At 53.1% G+C, this 15,643-nt stretch carries 16 protein-coding genes; 9 read left to right on the top strand and 7 right to left on the bottom strand.

Going from position 1 to position 15,643, the window contains the following annotated elements; translation table 11 throughout:
• Positions 1-19: 19 nt before the first annotated feature.
• Positions 20-460: an RbsD/FucU family protein gene (locus tag L103DPR2_RS05295; protein ID WP_055360079.1), complete on the bottom strand. Its 441-nt coding sequence runs from the start codon at positions 458-460 to the stop codon at positions 20-22.
• Positions 454-1,236, bottom strand: a complete 783-nt coding sequence (locus L103DPR2_RS05290) for an ATP-binding cassette domain-containing protein (RefSeq protein WP_055361868.1) — start codon at positions 1,234-1,236, stop codon at positions 454-456. The genes L103DPR2_RS05295 and L103DPR2_RS05290 overlap by 7 nt, the downstream gene beginning before the upstream one ends.
• Before the next feature lie 185 nt (positions 1,237-1,421).
• Between L103DPR2_RS05290 and L103DPR2_RS05285 the strand changes: the two genes are divergently transcribed.
• Genes L103DPR2_RS05285 through queC form a run of 3 tightly spaced genes read left to right on the top strand, consistent with a single transcriptional unit; the run spans position 1,422 to position 4,107 of the window.
• A complete protein-coding gene (locus L103DPR2_RS05285; RefSeq protein WP_055360078.1) occupies positions 1,422-2,387 on the top strand; it encodes a sugar ABC transporter substrate-binding protein in 966 nt (321 codons plus the stop codon).
• 19 nt (positions 2,388-2,406) lie between these two features.
• The gene (locus L103DPR2_RS05280) at positions 2,407-3,351 is read left to right on the top strand and encodes an ABC transporter permease (RefSeq protein WP_055360077.1); all 945 of its coding nucleotides are present in this window, start codon (positions 2,407-2,409) and stop codon (positions 3,349-3,351) included.
• 33 nt (positions 3,352-3,384) lie between these two features.
• Entirely contained in the window at positions 3,385-4,107 is a 723-nt protein-coding gene (queC, locus tag L103DPR2_RS05275) for a 7-cyano-7-deazaguanine synthase QueC (protein WP_055360076.1), read from the top strand.
• Here queC and fdhF read toward each other — a convergent pair.
• Genes fdhF through L103DPR2_RS05260 form a run of 3 tightly spaced genes read right to left on the bottom strand, consistent with a single transcriptional unit; the run spans position 4,092 to position 9,590 of the window.
• The gene (fdhF, locus tag L103DPR2_RS05270; protein WP_055360075.1) at positions 4,092-6,950 is read right to left on the bottom strand and encodes a formate dehydrogenase subunit alpha; all 2,859 of its coding nucleotides are present in this window, start codon (positions 6,948-6,950) and stop codon (positions 4,092-4,094) included. The two genes, queC and fdhF, sit on opposite strands and share 16 nt — an antisense overlap.
• Positions 6,951-8,681: an NADH-ubiquinone oxidoreductase-F iron-sulfur binding region domain-containing protein gene (locus tag L103DPR2_RS05265; RefSeq protein WP_055360074.1), complete on the bottom strand. Its 1,731-nt coding sequence runs from the start codon at positions 8,679-8,681 to the stop codon at positions 6,951-6,953. It abuts the gene before it with no gap.
• A gap of 24 nt (positions 8,682-8,705) precedes the next feature.
• Complete coding sequence (locus tag L103DPR2_RS05260) at positions 8,706-9,590, bottom strand: LysR family transcriptional regulator (RefSeq protein ID WP_055360073.1); 885 nt, start codon at positions 9,588-9,590, stop codon at positions 8,706-8,708.
• A 92-nt stretch (positions 9,591-9,682) separates the two neighbouring features.
• Here L103DPR2_RS05260 and L103DPR2_RS05255 point away from each other — a divergent pair, with 92 nt between their 5' ends.
• The 6 genes from L103DPR2_RS05255 to yghU all read left to right on the top strand — a co-directional run bounded on the left by L103DPR2_RS05255 (position 9,683) and on the right by yghU (position 14,458).
• Entirely contained in the window at positions 9,683-10,471 is a 789-nt protein-coding gene (locus L103DPR2_RS05255; protein WP_055360072.1) for a DODA-type extradiol aromatic ring-opening family dioxygenase, read from the top strand.
• Positions 10,472-10,480: 9 nt separating this feature from the next.
• On the top strand, positions 10,481-11,035 hold the full coding sequence (locus L103DPR2_RS05250) for a cytochrome b (protein ID WP_055360071.1): 555 nt from the start codon (positions 10,481-10,483) through the stop codon (positions 11,033-11,035).
• Positions 11,032-11,604, top strand: a complete 573-nt coding sequence (locus L103DPR2_RS05245; protein ID WP_055360070.1) for a YceI family protein — start codon at positions 11,032-11,034, stop codon at positions 11,602-11,604. Before L103DPR2_RS05250 ends, L103DPR2_RS05245 begins: the two co-directional genes overlap by 4 nt.
• Positions 11,605-11,627: 23 nt before the next feature.
• Positions 11,628-12,206, top strand: a complete 579-nt coding sequence (locus L103DPR2_RS05240) for a YceI family protein (protein WP_055360069.1) — start codon at positions 11,628-11,630, stop codon at positions 12,204-12,206.
• Between the two features lie 76 nt (positions 12,207-12,282).
• Positions 12,283-13,509: an MgtC/SapB family protein gene (locus L103DPR2_RS05235; RefSeq protein WP_055360068.1), complete on the top strand. Its 1,227-nt coding sequence runs from the start codon at positions 12,283-12,285 to the stop codon at positions 13,507-13,509.
• A 76-nt stretch (positions 13,510-13,585) separates the two neighbouring features.
• Positions 13,586-14,458 (top strand): glutathione-dependent disulfide-bond oxidoreductase, encoded by an 873-nt coding sequence (gene yghU, locus L103DPR2_RS05230; RefSeq protein WP_055360067.1) that lies wholly within the window; start codon positions 13,586-13,588, stop codon positions 14,456-14,458.
• 42 nt (positions 14,459-14,500) lie between these two features.
• Here the strand turns inward: yghU and L103DPR2_RS05225 are convergent, their stop codons facing one another.
• Positions 14,501-15,367, bottom strand: a complete 867-nt coding sequence (locus tag L103DPR2_RS05225; RefSeq protein ID WP_055360066.1) for a sterol desaturase family protein — start codon at positions 15,365-15,367, stop codon at positions 14,501-14,503.
• The gene (locus tag L103DPR2_RS05220; RefSeq protein ID WP_055360065.1) at positions 15,368-15,610 is read right to left on the bottom strand and encodes a glutaredoxin family protein; all 243 of its coding nucleotides are present in this window, start codon (positions 15,608-15,610) and stop codon (positions 15,368-15,370) included.
• Between the last annotated feature and the right edge of the window lie 33 nt (positions 15,611-15,643).

The following is a 15,643-nucleotide window of genomic DNA, read 5'->3' as shown; positions in this document are numbered from 1 at the left end:
TGAGAAGAAGCGCTTTTGTTCAAAACAGAATCACACCTTTACAAAACATCGCATTGCCGTAGGCCGTGCCTTCACCGGTTTGCACCAGCAAACTGGCGCTTTTGATTTTGTCGTAAAACGCAAACCGTTCCACCGATTCGACGTGTGATGGATGCAAACCTTCCGCCACCGCCAAATCAATCACCGCTTGCTGCGCTTCCGTAGCATGGCCTTCTGGACTGTTGCACACCCGCATGAAAGCCACGGGTTGCGCCACATCTGCCGCTAATGGAAAGACTGACAAGACAGCTTTGCAGACACGCTCAAGTGAATGCCCAGGCAGGCGAACCACGGGCTTGCCCTGACTCAAATAATCGGCGGTGAAATTGGCATCCACCACAGCCACCCACTCGCCGTGCCCCATGGCGCTCAAATGCATGAGCAACTCTGGCGTGAGCAGTGGATCAATGCCTTTCAACATGCGACGCTCGCTTCAGATTTCAAGGACGCTGGATCGATGGCACCGGTGATCAAGCCCACAATTTCTTCGGGGCTGGTTTCACGTGTGAGACGGCTACAAATGATGCGCCCCTGACGGAACACCCAGATGCGATCGACCAAGTCAAACACTTGGCGTAAGTTGTGGCTGATGATGATGAGGGGTATGCCTTGTTGCTTCAGCCCTTTGATGATCTGCTCCACGCGCGCTGTTTCTTGTACGCCCAAGGCCGCAGTGGGTTCGTCCAAGATGATGAGTTTCTTGGCAAAACCTGCGGCACGCGCAATGGCCACACATTGGCGCTGGCCGCCCGACATGCCGCGCAAACTTTCAGACATGTCTTGAATCTTCACACCCGTGGTGGCCAACATGCTGGCCGATTGTTCGCGCATGGCCTTGTGGTTCAAGATGGACAGAGGGCCCAAGTTCAAGCGGGTGATTTCACGGCCCAAGAAAATATTGGCTGGCACATCTAGGTCTTCGGCCAAGGCCAAAGTTTGGTACACCGTCTCAATGCCTTGATCCCGTGCGTCCAAGGGCGATGCAAAACTCACCTTCTGGCCCTCCAGCAAGATGTCGCCCTCGTTGGGTTGCTCCACACCGGTGATGAGCCGCACAAAGGTGCTTTTGCCTGCACCGTTGTCCCCCACGATGGCTGCATGCTCCCCTGGCAACAGCTGAAAATGCGCATCGGTGAGCGCTTTCACGCCCCCGTAGTGCTTGGTTAAGTGGTTGATTTCTAAAACAGTTTTTGACATTTTCAAGATCCCAAAGGGGCGCAGCAGGCGCACAAACTTTCCATGGGTCGCAAGCATCGCGGATTTTCAAAAACATTGCATTAGTAAAACTACTAGGTTTACTTAGTCGGCTTTTCGATTCAAATACACCGGCAGTCAGTAAAAGGAATTTCTGGCTTCATAACCTCAAACAACGGAGATACCCCATGATCACAAAACGTACTTTTGGCCGTTTGGCCATTGCGGCAGCTGCAGCCACTTTGTTCACCTCGGCCATGGCGGCCGACGTGACCGTGGCCTACATCACCAACGGCAACACCAATGAAGGTTGGACCCTGATCAACGGCGGCGCCAAGAAAGCTGGCTCTGCACCTGGCGTCAAGTTCATTGAACTGGCTGCCGAAAAAGGTGAGCTCTCCAAACAACTGGCCATCGTGGAAGACATGATCACGCGCAAGGTCAACGCCATTGCCATCGCCCCTGTTGATTCAGCAGGCATTGCCCCCGCCATCAACAAAGCTTTGGCCGCTGGCATTGCCGTGGTGGCAGTCGATACAGGCATCACCGGTGCCAAGATCACTTCGTATGTGGCGACCGACAACATCAAAGCCGCCAACGTGCAAGGCAAGTGGGCCGCTGGCGAGATCAAAGATGGCGACACCGTGATTTACGTGACAGGCGACCAAGGTCAGTCCACAGGTCAAGAGCGCAAGAAGGGTTTCATTGACGCCTTGAACGCTGGCCGTAAGAACGTGAAGATTGTGGAAGTGCCCACAACATGGGACCAGACCATGGCGCAAAACGGCGTGGAAGCAGCTCTTCGCAGCAACCCCAATGCCAAGGTGATTGCTTGTGCATGGGACGGCGGTGCATTGGGCGCAAAAGCTGCATTGATGGCTGCAGGCAAAAAACCAGGCGACATCAAAATCGCAGGCTTTGACGGTTCACCCGGCGGCTTGGACATGATGAAGCAAGGCTGGCAACAAGCCAACGCGGCACAAATGTTGGCCAAGATTGGCCAAGTGGGCGTGGAAACTGCCGTCGCTGCCGCACAAGGCAAAAAGGTTGAAGCCCGCATCGACACCGGTTCATTCTTGGTGCTGCCCTCCAACGTGGACAAATTCGCAGCCGACTCGGGCGTGGGTCAGTTCATGAAAGTCAAAGCCAAGTAATTCACGATCGCTCTCAGACATGAAATCAATCACCCGACAAGAATGGTACGGCGCCCTGGTGGCAGTGCTCGTATTGGGCGCACTGCTCACAGTGGCTTCACCGTACTTCTTAACGACTGGCAATTTGTCCAATATCTTGGTGCAAGCCTCGGTCATTGCCTTGTTGGCGGGCGGTCAAACTTTTGTGATCTTGACGGGCGGCGTGGATTTGGCGGTGGGCGCGCTCACCGCCTTGGCCGGCGCAGTGGCCGGCCACTTGATGATCAAGGTGGGCGTCGATCCTTATGCGGCCATGCTGGTGGCATTGGGCATTGGCGCTGCAGTGGGTTTGTTCAATGGCTACTTGGTGGCGTTTGTGGGCATTCCCGCCTTCATCGTCACCTTGGGTGGCCTGACCTTGTGGCGCGGATTGGCGTTTGACCTGACGGGCGGCTTTGACAACGCTGGCTTGCCCGATCCCCTGCCCTTCTTGGGCTACGGACAAGTGTTGGGCATTCCCATGCCCACACTGATCACGGGCATCTTCTTTGTGGTGATGGCCTTCATTTTGTCGAGCACCAAAATTGGCCGCTATGTGTACGCCATGGGCTCGAATGAAATGGGCGCGCGCCAAGTCGGCATCAACATCCGTTGGTACAAGCTGGGTGTGTACGTCATCTCGGGTTTGTCTTGTGCATTGGGTGCCATCGTGTTGATGGCCCGCATGGATTCGTCCAGCGGCAAGATGGCGCAGATGTTTGAACTCGATGCCATAGCTGCTGTGATTTTGGGCGGCACCTCGTTGTTTGGTGGCCGGGGTAGCATTTGGGGCAGCTTGCTAGGTGCTGTGCTGATCACCATGATTCGCAATGGCATGAACTTGATGGAAGTCTCTCAGTTCAAACAGATGATGGCCATTGGTGCCGTGGTCATTGTGGCGGTCTGGATTGATGTGATAAGGCGCAAGCACCTGTTAAAGAAATAAAATTGCCAGAACTTCAGCTTCTGCGCAATTTCAATGTCCACTTTCAACACCTCTGCCCTTGTCCTGTTTTCAGGTGGCCAAGACTCCGCCACCTGCTTGGCTTGGGCACTCGAAAGATACGAGCGCGTTGAAACCATTGGCTTTCAGTATGGCCAGCGGCACGTCATTGAATTGGCCTGCCGCGAACACTTCATCAAAGGCATCAAGCAACAATTTCCGCAGTGGGCCCACAAGCTTGGCGAAGACCACATGCTAGACCTCAGCTTGCTGGGGCAAATCAGCAACACGGCACTCACAGCCGACAAAGCCATTGAGATGCAGCAAAACGGCTTGCCCAACACCTTTGTGCCAGGTCGCAATTTGTTGTTCCTCACCTTTGCTGCCACCATTGCTTACCGTCGCCAACTCAAAATGATTGTGGGCGGCATGTGCGAAACTGATTACTCTGGTTACCCTGATTGCCGAGACGACACCCTCAAAGCGCTCCAAGTGGCTTTGAGTTTGGGCCTGGACACGCGCTTGGTGCTCGAGACACCCTTGATGTGGCTCGACAAAGCGCAGACCTGGACCATGGCAGAGAAATTAGGCGGACAGACTTTGGTTTCTTTGATCGAAGAAGAAACTCACACTTGCTACTTGGGTGACCGCACGCACCGCTACGCTTGGGGTTACGGCTGCAACACCTGCCCCGCTTGCGATTTGCGTCGCACGGGGCATGAGCGCTACAAAAAACAAAGTCCTCACGCAGGCGCTTGAAAAAATCCCACAGCTTCCGACAATTGGCCGCCTGCCTTGACGGCAATGGCGCAATATTTGAATTCAGGAATTTTGCCAACCGGGTCAAGCGCGGCATTGGTCATTAAATTGGCTGCCGCCTCATAATAAGCAAAGGGTACAAACACGGCGCCTTGCGGTGTGCCATCGTCACGACGAACCCGCAAAGTCACTTCGCCACGCCGTGAAGTCAAGGTGATGACGTCGCCCGCATTCACTCCCAAGGACAGCAAATCAGCACCACACAAAGACGCCGTTGCTTCAGGTTCAATGGCATCAAGCACGGTGGCTCTTCGCGTCATGCTACCCGTGTGCCAGTGCTCGAGCTGCCTGCCCGTGATCAGCACAAAGGGATATTGCGCGTCGGGTCTCTCATTGGCAGGAATGATGTCAGCTGGCACCAAATGAACCCGGCCATCGTCTGTTGCGAAATGCTCTTTGAAGACGATGGGCTCGCCTGGGTCTTCTTCTGTCAGGCAAGGGTACGTGACACTGGACTCGCGCGCCAAGCGATCCCATGAAATGCCGCTGATCACTTCGTGCATGGCTTGGCGCATTTCTTCGTAGACCGCCGCCACACCATGATGCTCACCTTCATAGTGCCAATTCAAGCCCATGCCTTTGGCCATTTGCTGAACGATCCACAAATCAGCCTTGGCATGGCCTGGTGCATCCACAGCTTGTCGACCCATTTGCACCATGCGATCGGTGTTGGTCACGGTGCCAGTTTTTTCTGGCCATGCCGTTGCAGGCAAAACCACATCGGCCAACCACGCGGTTTCGGTCATGAAAATATCTTGCACCACCAAGTGCTCTAGCGATGCCAAGGCATGCCTTGCATGGTTCAAATCTGGATCGCTCATGGCGGGGTTTTCGCCCATGACATACATGCCGCGAATTTTGTGCGGATCTGCGTCATCGGCTAAGGCCTTGTGCATGATCTCGACAACGGTGTAGCCGGGTTGACTGTCTAAGGGTGTGTTCCAAAATTTTTCAAACCAAGCGTGGGTATCGGGGTTAGAGACGCGTTGGTAGTTAGGGTACATCATAGGAATGAGGCCCGCATCGCTGGCACCCTGCACGTTGTTTTGACCGCGCAAGGGATGCAGGCCTGAACCGGGTTTTCCAATCTGTCCTGTTACTGTAACCAAGGCAATGAGGCAACGCGCATTGTCGGTGCCATGCACATGTTGACTGACACCCATGCCCCACAAAATCATCGCCGCTTTACTGGTGGCAAATTCACGCGCGACTTCACGCAACGTTGCTGCCGGTACGCCGCATATGGGCGCCATGGCTTCGGGGCTATAGCCCTGAATATTTTGCTTAAGTGCTTCGTAGTTGTTGGCACGTGTTTGAATGAAATCCTGATCGACCAAGCCTTCTTCAATCACGGTGTAGATCAGTGCATTGAGCATGGCCACATCGGTATCGGGCTTGAACTGCAATGTGCGCCAAGCGTGTTTGCCAATGTCGGTGACACGGGGATCTGCCAAGACAATCTTGGTCCCGCGCTTGGCAGCGTTTTTCATCCAGGTAGCGGCCACAGGATGGTTGGCTGTAGGGTTGGAACCTATGACCAAAATCAAGCCAGCATGTTCCACATCGTTCACCTGATTGCTGACAGCGGCAGAGCCAACGCCCTCTAGCAATGCAGACACGCTAGAGGCATGGCACAAGCGCGTGCAATGGTCAACGTTGTTAGAGCCAAAGCCTGTTCGCACCAATTTTTGGAACAAGTAGGCTTCTTCGTTGCTGCCTTTGGCGGAACCAAAGCCCGCCAAAGATTTAGGGCCGTGCACATCTCGCAATTGTTTCAATTTGCCAGCACCTATGGCCAGCGCCTCTTCCCATGTGGCTTCTCTGAAAACATCAGACCACTGCGCGGCATTGCGATTGAGGTGTTGAATGGCTTCTGGGTCCTTGGGCACGCCTGCTTTGCGAATCAGCGGTACTGTGAGACGCTGCGGGTGCTGGATGTAATCAAATCCAAAACGACCTTTGACACAAAGGCGATTGTGGTTGGCGGGACCATCTCGCCCCTCCACACTCACAATGCGATTGTCTTTCACGTTGTAAGTGAGCAAGCAGCCCACACCGCAGAAGGGGCACACAGAGTCGATTTTTTGATCAACCACTTGCGAGCCCACTTGCGTCTTGGGCATCAGTGCCCCGGTAGGGCAAGCCTGCACACACTCGCCACAAGCAACGCAACTGCTACTGCCCATGTCGTCTTGCACATCAAACACAATTTGACTGTGCGCACCGCGATGTGCATAGCCGATGACATCGTTCACTTGCTCTTCACGACAAGCACGAACACATCGGTTGCACTGAATGCATGCATCTAAGTTGACAGCCATGGCCGGATGCGAGACATCAGCCGAAGGCTGCTCCCGCCGCAGACTTTGAAGTTCAGGTCTGACCGTGACATTCATGGCCTGCGCCCAATCGCTCAGCTCACCATGTTGCCCTGCTTCTGTCCATTTGTAACCCTGATCAGGCATATCCGACAGCAACAACTCCAACACCATCTCTTGGCTCTTTTTGGCGCGAAGGCTTTGGCTCAAGACCTCAAGGCCTGGGGTGACATTGCGGCAGCAGCTGGGGGCCAGCGTTCTTTCGCCTTTGATTTCCACCACGCATGCACGGCAATTGCCATCTGCGCGCATGCCTTCTTTGTAGCAGAGGTGCGGAATCTCAATGCCATGTCGCTTGGCCGCATTGAGAATGGACTCACCTTCAAAGCCGACCACGGTTTGGTCATTGAGTTTGAATTCAACGCTAGGTGGCGCCAGCAATTCTTTGGACACAGGGGCGTTCATTTAGATGATCTCCTGTGGGAAATATTTTTGGACACATCGAATGGGATTGGGGGCCGCTTGTCCCAAACCGCAAATCGAAGCGTCGCTCATCACTTGGTTTAAATCTTCCAAGGTGGTGGCGTCCCAAACAGGGGCTTGCATCAGCTGAACAGCTTTGGCAGTTCCCACGCGACAAGGCGTGCACTGCCCACAACTTTCGTGTGCAAAGAAGTTCATCATGTTGAGCGCAGCGTGCCGTGCTGAGTCTTGATGCCCCAACACAATGACCGCCGCTGAACCAATAAAGCAGCCATAGGCTTGCAGGGTGTCAAAGTCGAGCGGAATGTCTTTCAAAGATGCAGGCAGAATGCCGCCAGAAGCACCGCCGGGCAAGTAGGCGTAGAACTTGTGGCCTTCTTGCATGCCACCGCAATACTCTTCAATCAACTCTGCAATGGTGATGCCTGCAGGCGCCAGCTTCACACCTGGCTTTTTGACACGCCCACTGACACTGAAGCTTCGCAAACCTTTGCGGTCGTGACGGCCGTAACCAGAGAACCACTCAGGTCCTTTTTGCACAATGTCGCGCACCCAGTAAAGGGTTTCAAAGTTGTGTTCCAGCGTCGGCCTGCCAAACAAGCCGACCTGTGCAATGTAAGGCGGCCGCATGCGGGGTTCACCCCGTTTGCCTTCAATGCTTTCAATCATGGCGGACTCTTCGCCGCAAATATAAGCACCAGCGCCTCGGCGCAATTCAATCTTGGGCAAGACCACTTGCGCATTGGCTTGAAGCTTGGCCAGTTCAGTTTCCAAAATTTTTCGACAGCCATGGTATTCGTCGCGCAAATAAATGTAAATGGCATCAATGCCCACCACATGGGCTGCCACCAGCATGCCCTCCAAAAACCGATGGGGATCTCGTTCTAAATAAGTTCTGTCTTTGAAGGTGCCTGGCTCACCTTCATCAATGTTGACGGCCATCAAGCGAGGCGCAACTTGCTCGCGCACAATGCGCCACTTGCGACCCGCTGGAAATCCTGCACCGCCTAAGCCGCGCAGACCTGAATCCTCCATGGCTTTCAAGACGGCTTCTGTATCTGAAGTACCTTTGTCCAACGCTTGAAGCAATTCGTAACCACCATCGGCCACATAGGCATTGAAGTCAATGTAGTCGGGCACCACAGCTTCAATCGCTTTCGCTTGAACGGCTTGCATCACTTGGTCTACGGACGCATGCCCTATTTCATGTTGATGCACCACGGCAACCGGCGCTTGCTCACAACGACCCATGCAAGGCGCTGCGACCACTTTGACCTGATCAGCACCCAGCGATGCCTGCAACTTGCCAAGCAATGTGGCCGCACCCGCCATGTCACAGCTCAGTCCGTCGCAGACACGCACTGTGAACTGTGGCGCTTGCTCACCATCTTGAAGGACTTCAAAGTGGTGGTAGAACGTGGCTACCTCATAAACTTCGGCCATGGCCATGTTCATCAGCTTGGCCAATGCCACCAAGTGACGCTGATGCAAACCGCGGTGCGTGTCATTGAGCTTGTGCAGATGCTCAATCAGCAAATCGCGCCGCTCCTTGAGAACGTCGGACGCCATGCCCAGCAACTGCTGGACCTCTTGCAGCGAAGTCTCGTCAGCTTGTCGACCCTTGAGCTGCCGCCTTTGGCGAAGTTGAAGCGCCATCTCTTCAGCACTTGCCAAAGTGACGATGGTGTGGGATTTGATTTCTTCTCGTGTCATGCTGTTTCGATTTTAGAGGGCGTTTCAAGATTTGAGCGCAGCTGACAAGTACTCAATCAACACCGAAACCCGATGCGGGATGTAGCGATTGCTGGGCAACACAGCGTAAATGCCAAGCGGGTCCATCGCAAATTTTTTCAAGATTTCCACCACTTCACCAGCGTCTAAGAACGGTTGTGCAATGAAGTCGGGTTGTCGCGTGATGCCAATACCCGCAGCCGTTGCCTTCATTAGGGCTTCACCATTGTTGGCCATCATGCGTCCTCTGATGGGTACGTTGAAGTTGCTACCGCCCGCTTCATAAATCCAGTTCGCTGGCTTCATGTCCATGGAATAGGCCAGGCACTCATGGTTTTGCAAATCACGCGGATGCTTGGGTGTGCCGTGTTGCGCCAAATAGTCAGGCGACGCCAAGGTGAGGATTTTGCAGGCGCCTAATTTGCGAACGATGTCGCTGGGGTCCAAGTTGGCCGTGATGCGAATCGACACATCAATGCCTTCTTCAATCAGGTTGGAGCGCCTGTCCGAGAAGTCCATGCTGAGTTGAATGTGTGGGTGCAGCTTGGAGAACTCCGCCAAAGTGGGCATGAGCCGCTGCAATCCAAAGCTAAGCGGCAGCCCCAATCGAATGCGCCCGCGTGGCTCCACCTTCTCTTCCGAAAGGCTGGTCTCGGCGGCATCCACCATGTTCAAAATGACACGGCAACGCTCGAGATAAGCCGCACCCGCTGTGGTCAAGGTGAGGCTGCGCGTGCTGCGAACAATCAACTTGCTGCCAAGTTGTTTTTCCAGCCCAGCAATTTGGCGGGTGATCATGGATCGCGCGACATTCTGCTGATTGGCAACAGCTGTAAAACTGCCCGCTTCAGCCACGCGCACGAAAACTTGCATTGCGTTGAATTTGTCCATTGTTGCTAATTTTGCAACAAATATTTGCAAATTAGCTACTTTTTTAAAACCAATTTAAAACCTACAGTTCGCCCATCCCCTTGGAGACCTGCATGGAAACCCTTCGCAACGCCATTTTTGTGCCTCACGGCGCGCCCACCTTTGCGCTAGACCCTGGCGCAGCAGGCGCTGCCATGAGTCAATTGGCCAGCCAGTTGCCTACACCTCGCGCCATCATCGTGGTCAGCCCTCACTGGGACACGGCCGTTCCCACGGTGAGCACGGCCACACAACTGGAAACCATTTACGACTTTTACGGATTTCCTGAAGCGCTGTACAAAATCAAATACCCCGCAACAGGCTGCCCTGAGGGCGCCCAAGAAGTGGTGGCAGCTTTGCAAAAGCGCTTTGACAACGTCGCGACCGATCCCACACGTGGCCTTGATCACGGTGCCTGGACACCCCTGCGTCAAATGTTTCCCGATGCCGACATTCCCATCATTGCGGTGTCGATTCAAAGCCATGCCGGCACGGCCCATGCGCTGGCCATGGGCGAGGCTTTGGAAGAACTGACGCACAAGGGCTTCTTGGTCATTGGCTCTGGCAACATCACGCACAACTTAGGTGATTACCGAATGGCCGCCATGCAAGGCGGACAAACACCCGCCTATGTTCAGAGCTTTGCCGATTGGGTGGAAAGCGAACTGACAAATCACCATATTCAGCGCATGATGGACTATCGTCAGCATTCGCGCGAAGGTGTTCGATCGCACCCTACTGAAGATCATTTGTTGCCTTTGTTTGTGGCCATGGGCGCCGCAGGCAAAGATGCCAACGCCAAAGCTTTCTATCGCGGCATCAGCAGTTATGTCATTGCGATGGACGGCTACACATTCACTTAAAGGCACGACATGAACCGCAGTACTTACTCCCCCGTCGCCAAAGCCCTTCACTGGGCCATGGCACTTGGTATTTTTGGGTTGGTGGTCTTGGGCAGCATCATGAGCGACATGGAATTCTCGCCCGAGAAGTTGCAATATTTTTCTTGGCACAAATGGGCCGGCGTGAGCATCTTTGCATTGGTTTGGGTTCGCTTGGTATGGCGCTGGATCAGCCCACCCCCGCCCTATGCAGAAAGCATGTCTATCAACATGCAGCGATTGGCGCATGCAGGTCACATTGCTTTGTACGCCTTCATGCTGATCATCCCCATCTCAGGCTGGCTGATGAGCTCGGCCAAAGGTGTGCAAACCGTGTGGTTTGGCGTTTTACCCCTACCTGATTTGATTGGCAAAGACAAAGCACTGGGTCACTTGCTCGAAGAGGTACATGAAACTTTGAGCTGGACCTTGGTGACCCTGATTGCAGGTCATGTCTTGGCATCATTGAAACACCACTTCATCGACCGCGACGACACACTGCGACGCATGGCCCCCTTCATCAAACCCAAACAAGACGCATCATGACATCACGCATCCTCAAATCCACTGGAACTGCATTCGCCGCCGTGCTGCTGACCTTCAACGCTCACGCCGTTGAATACAAAGCCATTGACGCGGCCAAAAGCAACGTCGCTTTCAGCTACAAGCAAATGGGCGTTGGCATGGATGGCAAGTTCAAAAAGTTTTCAGCGCAACTGAACTTTGATCCCACCAAACCTGCAGCAGCCAAAGCCACTTTGGAAATCGACTTGGCTTCTATCGACACTGGCTCTAGCGAGGCAGATCAAGAAGTGACAGGCAAGTCATGGTTTCACACCGCAGCATTCCCCAAAGCCGTCTTTGTGAGCAACCAAATCAAACAAACAGCTGCCAATCAATTTGAAGTGGCAGGCAAATTGACCATCAAGGGTCAAACCAAGGACATCAGCTTTCCGTTGAAACAAACTGCACAAGGCAATGTGGGGATGTTCAATGGCAGCTTTGTGATGCGCCGCGCCGATTTCAACATCGGTGAGGGCATGTGGGCCAAGTTCGACACTGTAGCGAACGAGGTTCAAGTGAATTTTCAAATCACCGCTCTCGCGAGCAAATAATTTTTTAAACCAGGAGCTTCTCTATGACAAAACTCAATCGCATCGCCGCCGCTTTGGCTTTCACAACTTTGGCTGTGACCACTGCCATGGCCGCGCCTAAAACCTTTGAAATCGACGGTTCACACACCTTTCCACGTTTCTCTTACTCTCACTTCGGCTACTCCACACAAGTCAGCCGCTTTGACAGCACCACTGGCAGTGTGGTGTTTGATGCCGATGCCAAGACGGGTTCTGTCGACATCAGCATCGACATGAAATCAGTCAACACTGGCTTTGCCGATTTCAATGGCCACATTCAAGGTGAAGATTTCTTGGACACCGCCAAGTTCCCAAAAGCAACTTTCAAGTCCACCAAAGTGAACTTCCAAGACGGTAAACCCGCTTCCATTGAAGGCCAATTGACCATCAAGGGCATCACCAAAGCGGTGAACTTGACGGTGACTTCATTCCAAGCCATGGCACACCCCATGCTGAAGAAGGACGCCATTGGTGCCAATGCCTTTACCGTGATCAAGCGCTCTGAATTCAACGCTGGCAAGTACGCACCTTACGTGGGTGACGAAGTGCGCATTGACATTGCTTTAGAAGCCATTCAAAAGTAATGGGTCTGATTTATTCAGTCATCTTGTGACGATCGTCAATCTACCCATGATGGCATATGAGGCATAAGATGACTGAATGGCCTTCCAAGAACAAAGCTTTGGTTTTTTAACAGCCCTGTGCATCGGCTTTCTCATCGGCATCGTCCGTGAGAGATTGCACCAGCCTGGCGTCATGATGGCAGGCGTTAGAACGCACACTGTGGCTGCGCTGATGGGCGCAGTGGCATTCCATTTCGGAATGCCCATTTTCACCATCACTTTGATTGTCACTGGCTGCTTGGTCGCAGTTGCTTACTTCAAATCTTTCCGATCCGATCCCGGCATGACAGGTGAGGTCTCATTGGTCATGACCGTGCTACTCGGCGGGCTGGCCATCAGCTCCTCTCCATTGGCAGCGGCATTGGGTGTTGTCGTTGCAGGTTTGCTCTTCCTCAAAAAACCACTTCGCAAATTCAGTCAAGAATTGATCTCGGAGCAGGAGCTGGAAGATGCCTTGATCCTCTTTGCGGCGGCCTTGATCGTCTTGCCACTGCTTCCCCAAGAGGCCATCGACCCGTGGGGCGCGCTCAAGCCCTTTGGCATCTGGAAAGTGGTCGTGATCATCATGTGCACGGGCATGTTGGGACATCTGGCCATTCGCTTAACAGGGCTCAACTATGGCTTGCCCATTGCTGGCTTTTTATCTGGCTTTATTTCTTCGACGGCTGCGATCATGGATTTAGGGCGCAAAGCCAAAGATGACCCCACACTCACCAGCATCGCTTGTGCTTCCGCGCTGCTCTCCACGTTGGCTTCACTCATCTTGTTTGCACTGGTTCTTGGCGCAAGTTCCTTGGAACTTCTGAAGTCTGTCGCACTGCCTTTGTCATTGGGCAGTCTCAGCTTATTGTCAACTTCTGCATTTCTTTTTCAAAAACAAATGATCCGACGTGATGTTTTGCCAACAAGCACCCAAGAAGCATTTCAACTCAAACATGTCTTTGTCATTGCTTTCAGCATCAGCAGCATCAGCCTCTTGTCTGCGTGGATTGGCGCTATCTTCGGTCAAACCGGCACGCTCATTTCTGCCGTCATCATTGGTTTTGCAGAAATTCATGCGGCAGCCTTCAGCATTTCGCAACTGGCGCTACCACAGCAAGAGATTTCTGCAATGGCGCGCTGGGGTGTGATTGCCATTTTGGCTGCCAGCGTTCTTTCCAAATCGGCTCTGAGCTTTGTCAGTGGCGGAAAAAGTTATGGCCTCAGAATGACAGGCGCACTGATCGTGTTCATCAGCACCACCGCCATAGGACTCTTGTTTTGAGAAAAACTCGTACTTTCCCAGTTTGAATCCGCCACAATCTCATGTACGCTTGCATCCAATTTCGATGAGGTTCAACATGTCTGATACACCCTACGTCCCCCCCAAAGTTTGGACCTGGCAAAAGGCCAATGGCGGCCGATTTGCCAACATCAATCGTCCCGTCGCGGGCGCTACCCACGAGCAAGCACTGCCCCGTGGCAAACACCCTCTTCAACTTTATTCTTTGGGTACACCCAACGGCATCAAAGTGACCGTGATGTTGGAAGAGTTGCTCGAGCTGGGCCACACAGGCGCTGAATATGACGCCTGGTTGATTCGCATCAACGAAGGCATGCAATTCAGCTCCGGCTTTGTGGGCGTCAATCCCAACTCCAAAATTCCAGCGCTGCTCGATTGCAGTGGGCCAGAAGACATTCGCGTTTTTGAATCGGGTTCCATCCTGTTTTACCTGGCTGAAAAATTCAAAGCCTTCTTGCCTACCGATGTGGTCAAGCGTACCGAATGCATGTCATGGTTGATGTGGCAAATGGGCAGTGCACCTTATTTAGGCGGCGGCTTTGGCCATTTCTTTGCCTACGCACCTATCAAAATTGAATACGCCATTGACCGTTTTGCCATGGAAGTCAAGCGCGAGCTCGATGTGCTCAATCGCCGTCTGGCCGATCATCGCTTCATTGGTGGTGACGACTACACCATTGCCGACATGGCCATCTGGCCTTGGTATGGCAGCCTGGCCAAAGGCGAACGTTACGACTCGGGCGAGTTTTTGCAAGTTCATGAGTACACCAACGTCATTCGTTGGGCTGATGAAATTGAAGCCCGCCCAGCGGTCAAACGAGGGCGCATGGTGAACCGTGTGATGGGCCCGCTGGAAACACAGTTGCACGAGCGTCACGATGCCAGTGATTTCCTGCATAAGACGCAAGACAAGCTACAAAAGCCTGACTAATGCGCTTAAAAAAAGTAGCGCCGTAAATCGGCGCTACTGTAATCACTCATCTTCTGCATAAATTTTGCCGCCAAATTTGAGGGCGGAGTATTCGCGCTTGGACTGAAAAAGTGGGTAGAACATTTGGTGATACCAATGTTCTTGTCCAAACAATTGATCGTCTTTGAGCCCCACTTGTGCAGGATACTTTTGAGTGATGTGGGCAGAACCAAAAATGATGTCCCAAATGAACAGCAAGTTACCAAAGTTGCCCTTGTAATGTCCCACACCGTCTTTTTGCGTGATGGCATGGTGCGCCCAATGCGTAGCCGGTGTGGAAATGGTTCTCTCGACTACCCACATCACAGGTCGCAAGGCTGGAATTTTGTACAAGGGCTCATCCCAGCGCCATGCGCAATGAGCGCCCACAATGACAGTGAGTTTGACGACGACATACAGCGCATAAACCAAACCACCCACGCCCAAATAAATGAGCACACCCGCCAACCACAGGCCAGGCATCATGAGGTAGTAGAAAAAATTATTACGGAAAGTAATTCGAATGCTCATGTAATGTGCTGAGTGATGCGCACGGTGCAAGGGCCAAAGCAGGGGCGAGTGTGAAAGACGATGCCACCAATACTGCGTCAGGTCATCACACAAAATCAAAATGCCCGCCATGCCCCACCACGGCCAGTCGGCCAAAATATCTTTGTACTCGGGTGCCAACCAAGCACCCAGCTTGGCAGTGACCAGCATGGCCAATGGCTGTGAAATGGCCAACAAACTCAGGAACATGAAAAGTTCCAGCTTGGTGTCGTTGGCAGTAGCGTGAACGGTGTTTTTGTAGCGACGGCTGATGATTTCAGTGGCGGCAAAGCCCAAAATCATGCAAAGGACCAAGGCATTTTGAATTTGAGTCGCGTTCATTTATTGGCTGAGTTGCGCCAAGGCCGCCTGCAACCCTGCCAGCCCGCCCACGCGCTGGTCGTTGATGAAAACTTGGGGCATCTGACGGACAGATGGGCCGCATTTTTCATAAAAAGCCATTCGCTCGGCTTCGTCATCAATTTTGATTTCCTCGTACGCCAAAGAACGTGTTTTGAGGAGCATTTTGGCGGACTCACATTGTGGGCACGCGGACTTGGAATAAACAACGATTTTGAGGCTCATGCGGAATAGTTTAATTGTTGAATTAGCAGCACG

The organism is Limnohabitans sp. 103DPR2 (genome assembly GCF_001412575.1).
Lineage (GTDB): Bacteria > Pseudomonadota > Gammaproteobacteria > Burkholderiales > Burkholderiaceae_C > Limnohabitans_A.
Note: the sequence above shows the minus strand (reverse complement) of the source record. Positions and strands in the feature narration are given on the sequence as shown.

Excerpts from the sequence above, each read along its gene's own strand:
- L103DPR2_RS05295 (WP_055360079.1), bottom strand. The coding sequence starts at position 460 with ATGTTGAAAGGCATTGATCCACTGCTCACGCCAGAGTTGCTCATGCAT.
- L103DPR2_RS05290 (WP_055361868.1), bottom strand. The coding sequence starts at position 1,236 with ATGTCAAAAACTGTTTTAGAAATCAACCACTTAACCAAGCACTACGGG.
- L103DPR2_RS05285 (WP_055360078.1), top strand. The coding sequence starts at position 1,422 with ATGATCACAAAACGTACTTTTGGCCGTTTGGCCATTGCGGCAGCTGCA.
- L103DPR2_RS05280 (WP_055360077.1), top strand. The coding sequence starts at position 2,407 with ATGAAATCAATCACCCGACAAGAATGGTACGGCGCCCTGGTGGCAGTG.
- queC (WP_055360076.1), top strand. The coding sequence starts at position 3,385 with ATGTCCACTTTCAACACCTCTGCCCTTGTCCTGTTTTCAGGTGGCCAA.
- fdhF (WP_055360075.1), bottom strand. The coding sequence starts at position 6,950 with ATGAACGCCCCTGTGTCCAAAGAATTGCTGGCGCCACCTAGCGTTGAA.
- L103DPR2_RS05265 (WP_055360074.1), bottom strand. The coding sequence starts at position 8,681 with ATGACACGAGAAGAAATCAAATCCCACACCATCGTCACTTTGGCAAGT.
- L103DPR2_RS05260 (WP_055360073.1), bottom strand. The coding sequence starts at position 9,590 with ATGGACAAATTCAACGCAATGCAAGTTTTCGTGCGCGTGGCTGAAGCG.
- L103DPR2_RS05255 (WP_055360072.1), top strand. The coding sequence starts at position 9,683 with ATGGAAACCCTTCGCAACGCCATTTTTGTGCCTCACGGCGCGCCCACC.
- L103DPR2_RS05250 (WP_055360071.1), top strand. The coding sequence starts at position 10,481 with ATGAACCGCAGTACTTACTCCCCCGTCGCCAAAGCCCTTCACTGGGCC.
- L103DPR2_RS05245 (WP_055360070.1), top strand. The coding sequence starts at position 11,032 with ATGACATCACGCATCCTCAAATCCACTGGAACTGCATTCGCCGCCGTG.
- L103DPR2_RS05240 (WP_055360069.1), top strand. The coding sequence starts at position 11,628 with ATGACAAAACTCAATCGCATCGCCGCCGCTTTGGCTTTCACAACTTTG.
- L103DPR2_RS05235 (WP_055360068.1), top strand. The coding sequence starts at position 12,283 with ATGGCCTTCCAAGAACAAAGCTTTGGTTTTTTAACAGCCCTGTGCATC.
- yghU (WP_055360067.1), top strand. The coding sequence starts at position 13,586 with ATGTCTGATACACCCTACGTCCCCCCCAAAGTTTGGACCTGGCAAAAG.
- L103DPR2_RS05225 (WP_055360066.1), bottom strand. The coding sequence starts at position 15,367 with ATGAACGCGACTCAAATTCAAAATGCCTTGGTCCTTTGCATGATTTTG.
- L103DPR2_RS05220 (WP_055360065.1), bottom strand. The coding sequence starts at position 15,610 with ATGAGCCTCAAAATCGTTGTTTATTCCAAGTCCGCGTGCCCACAATGT.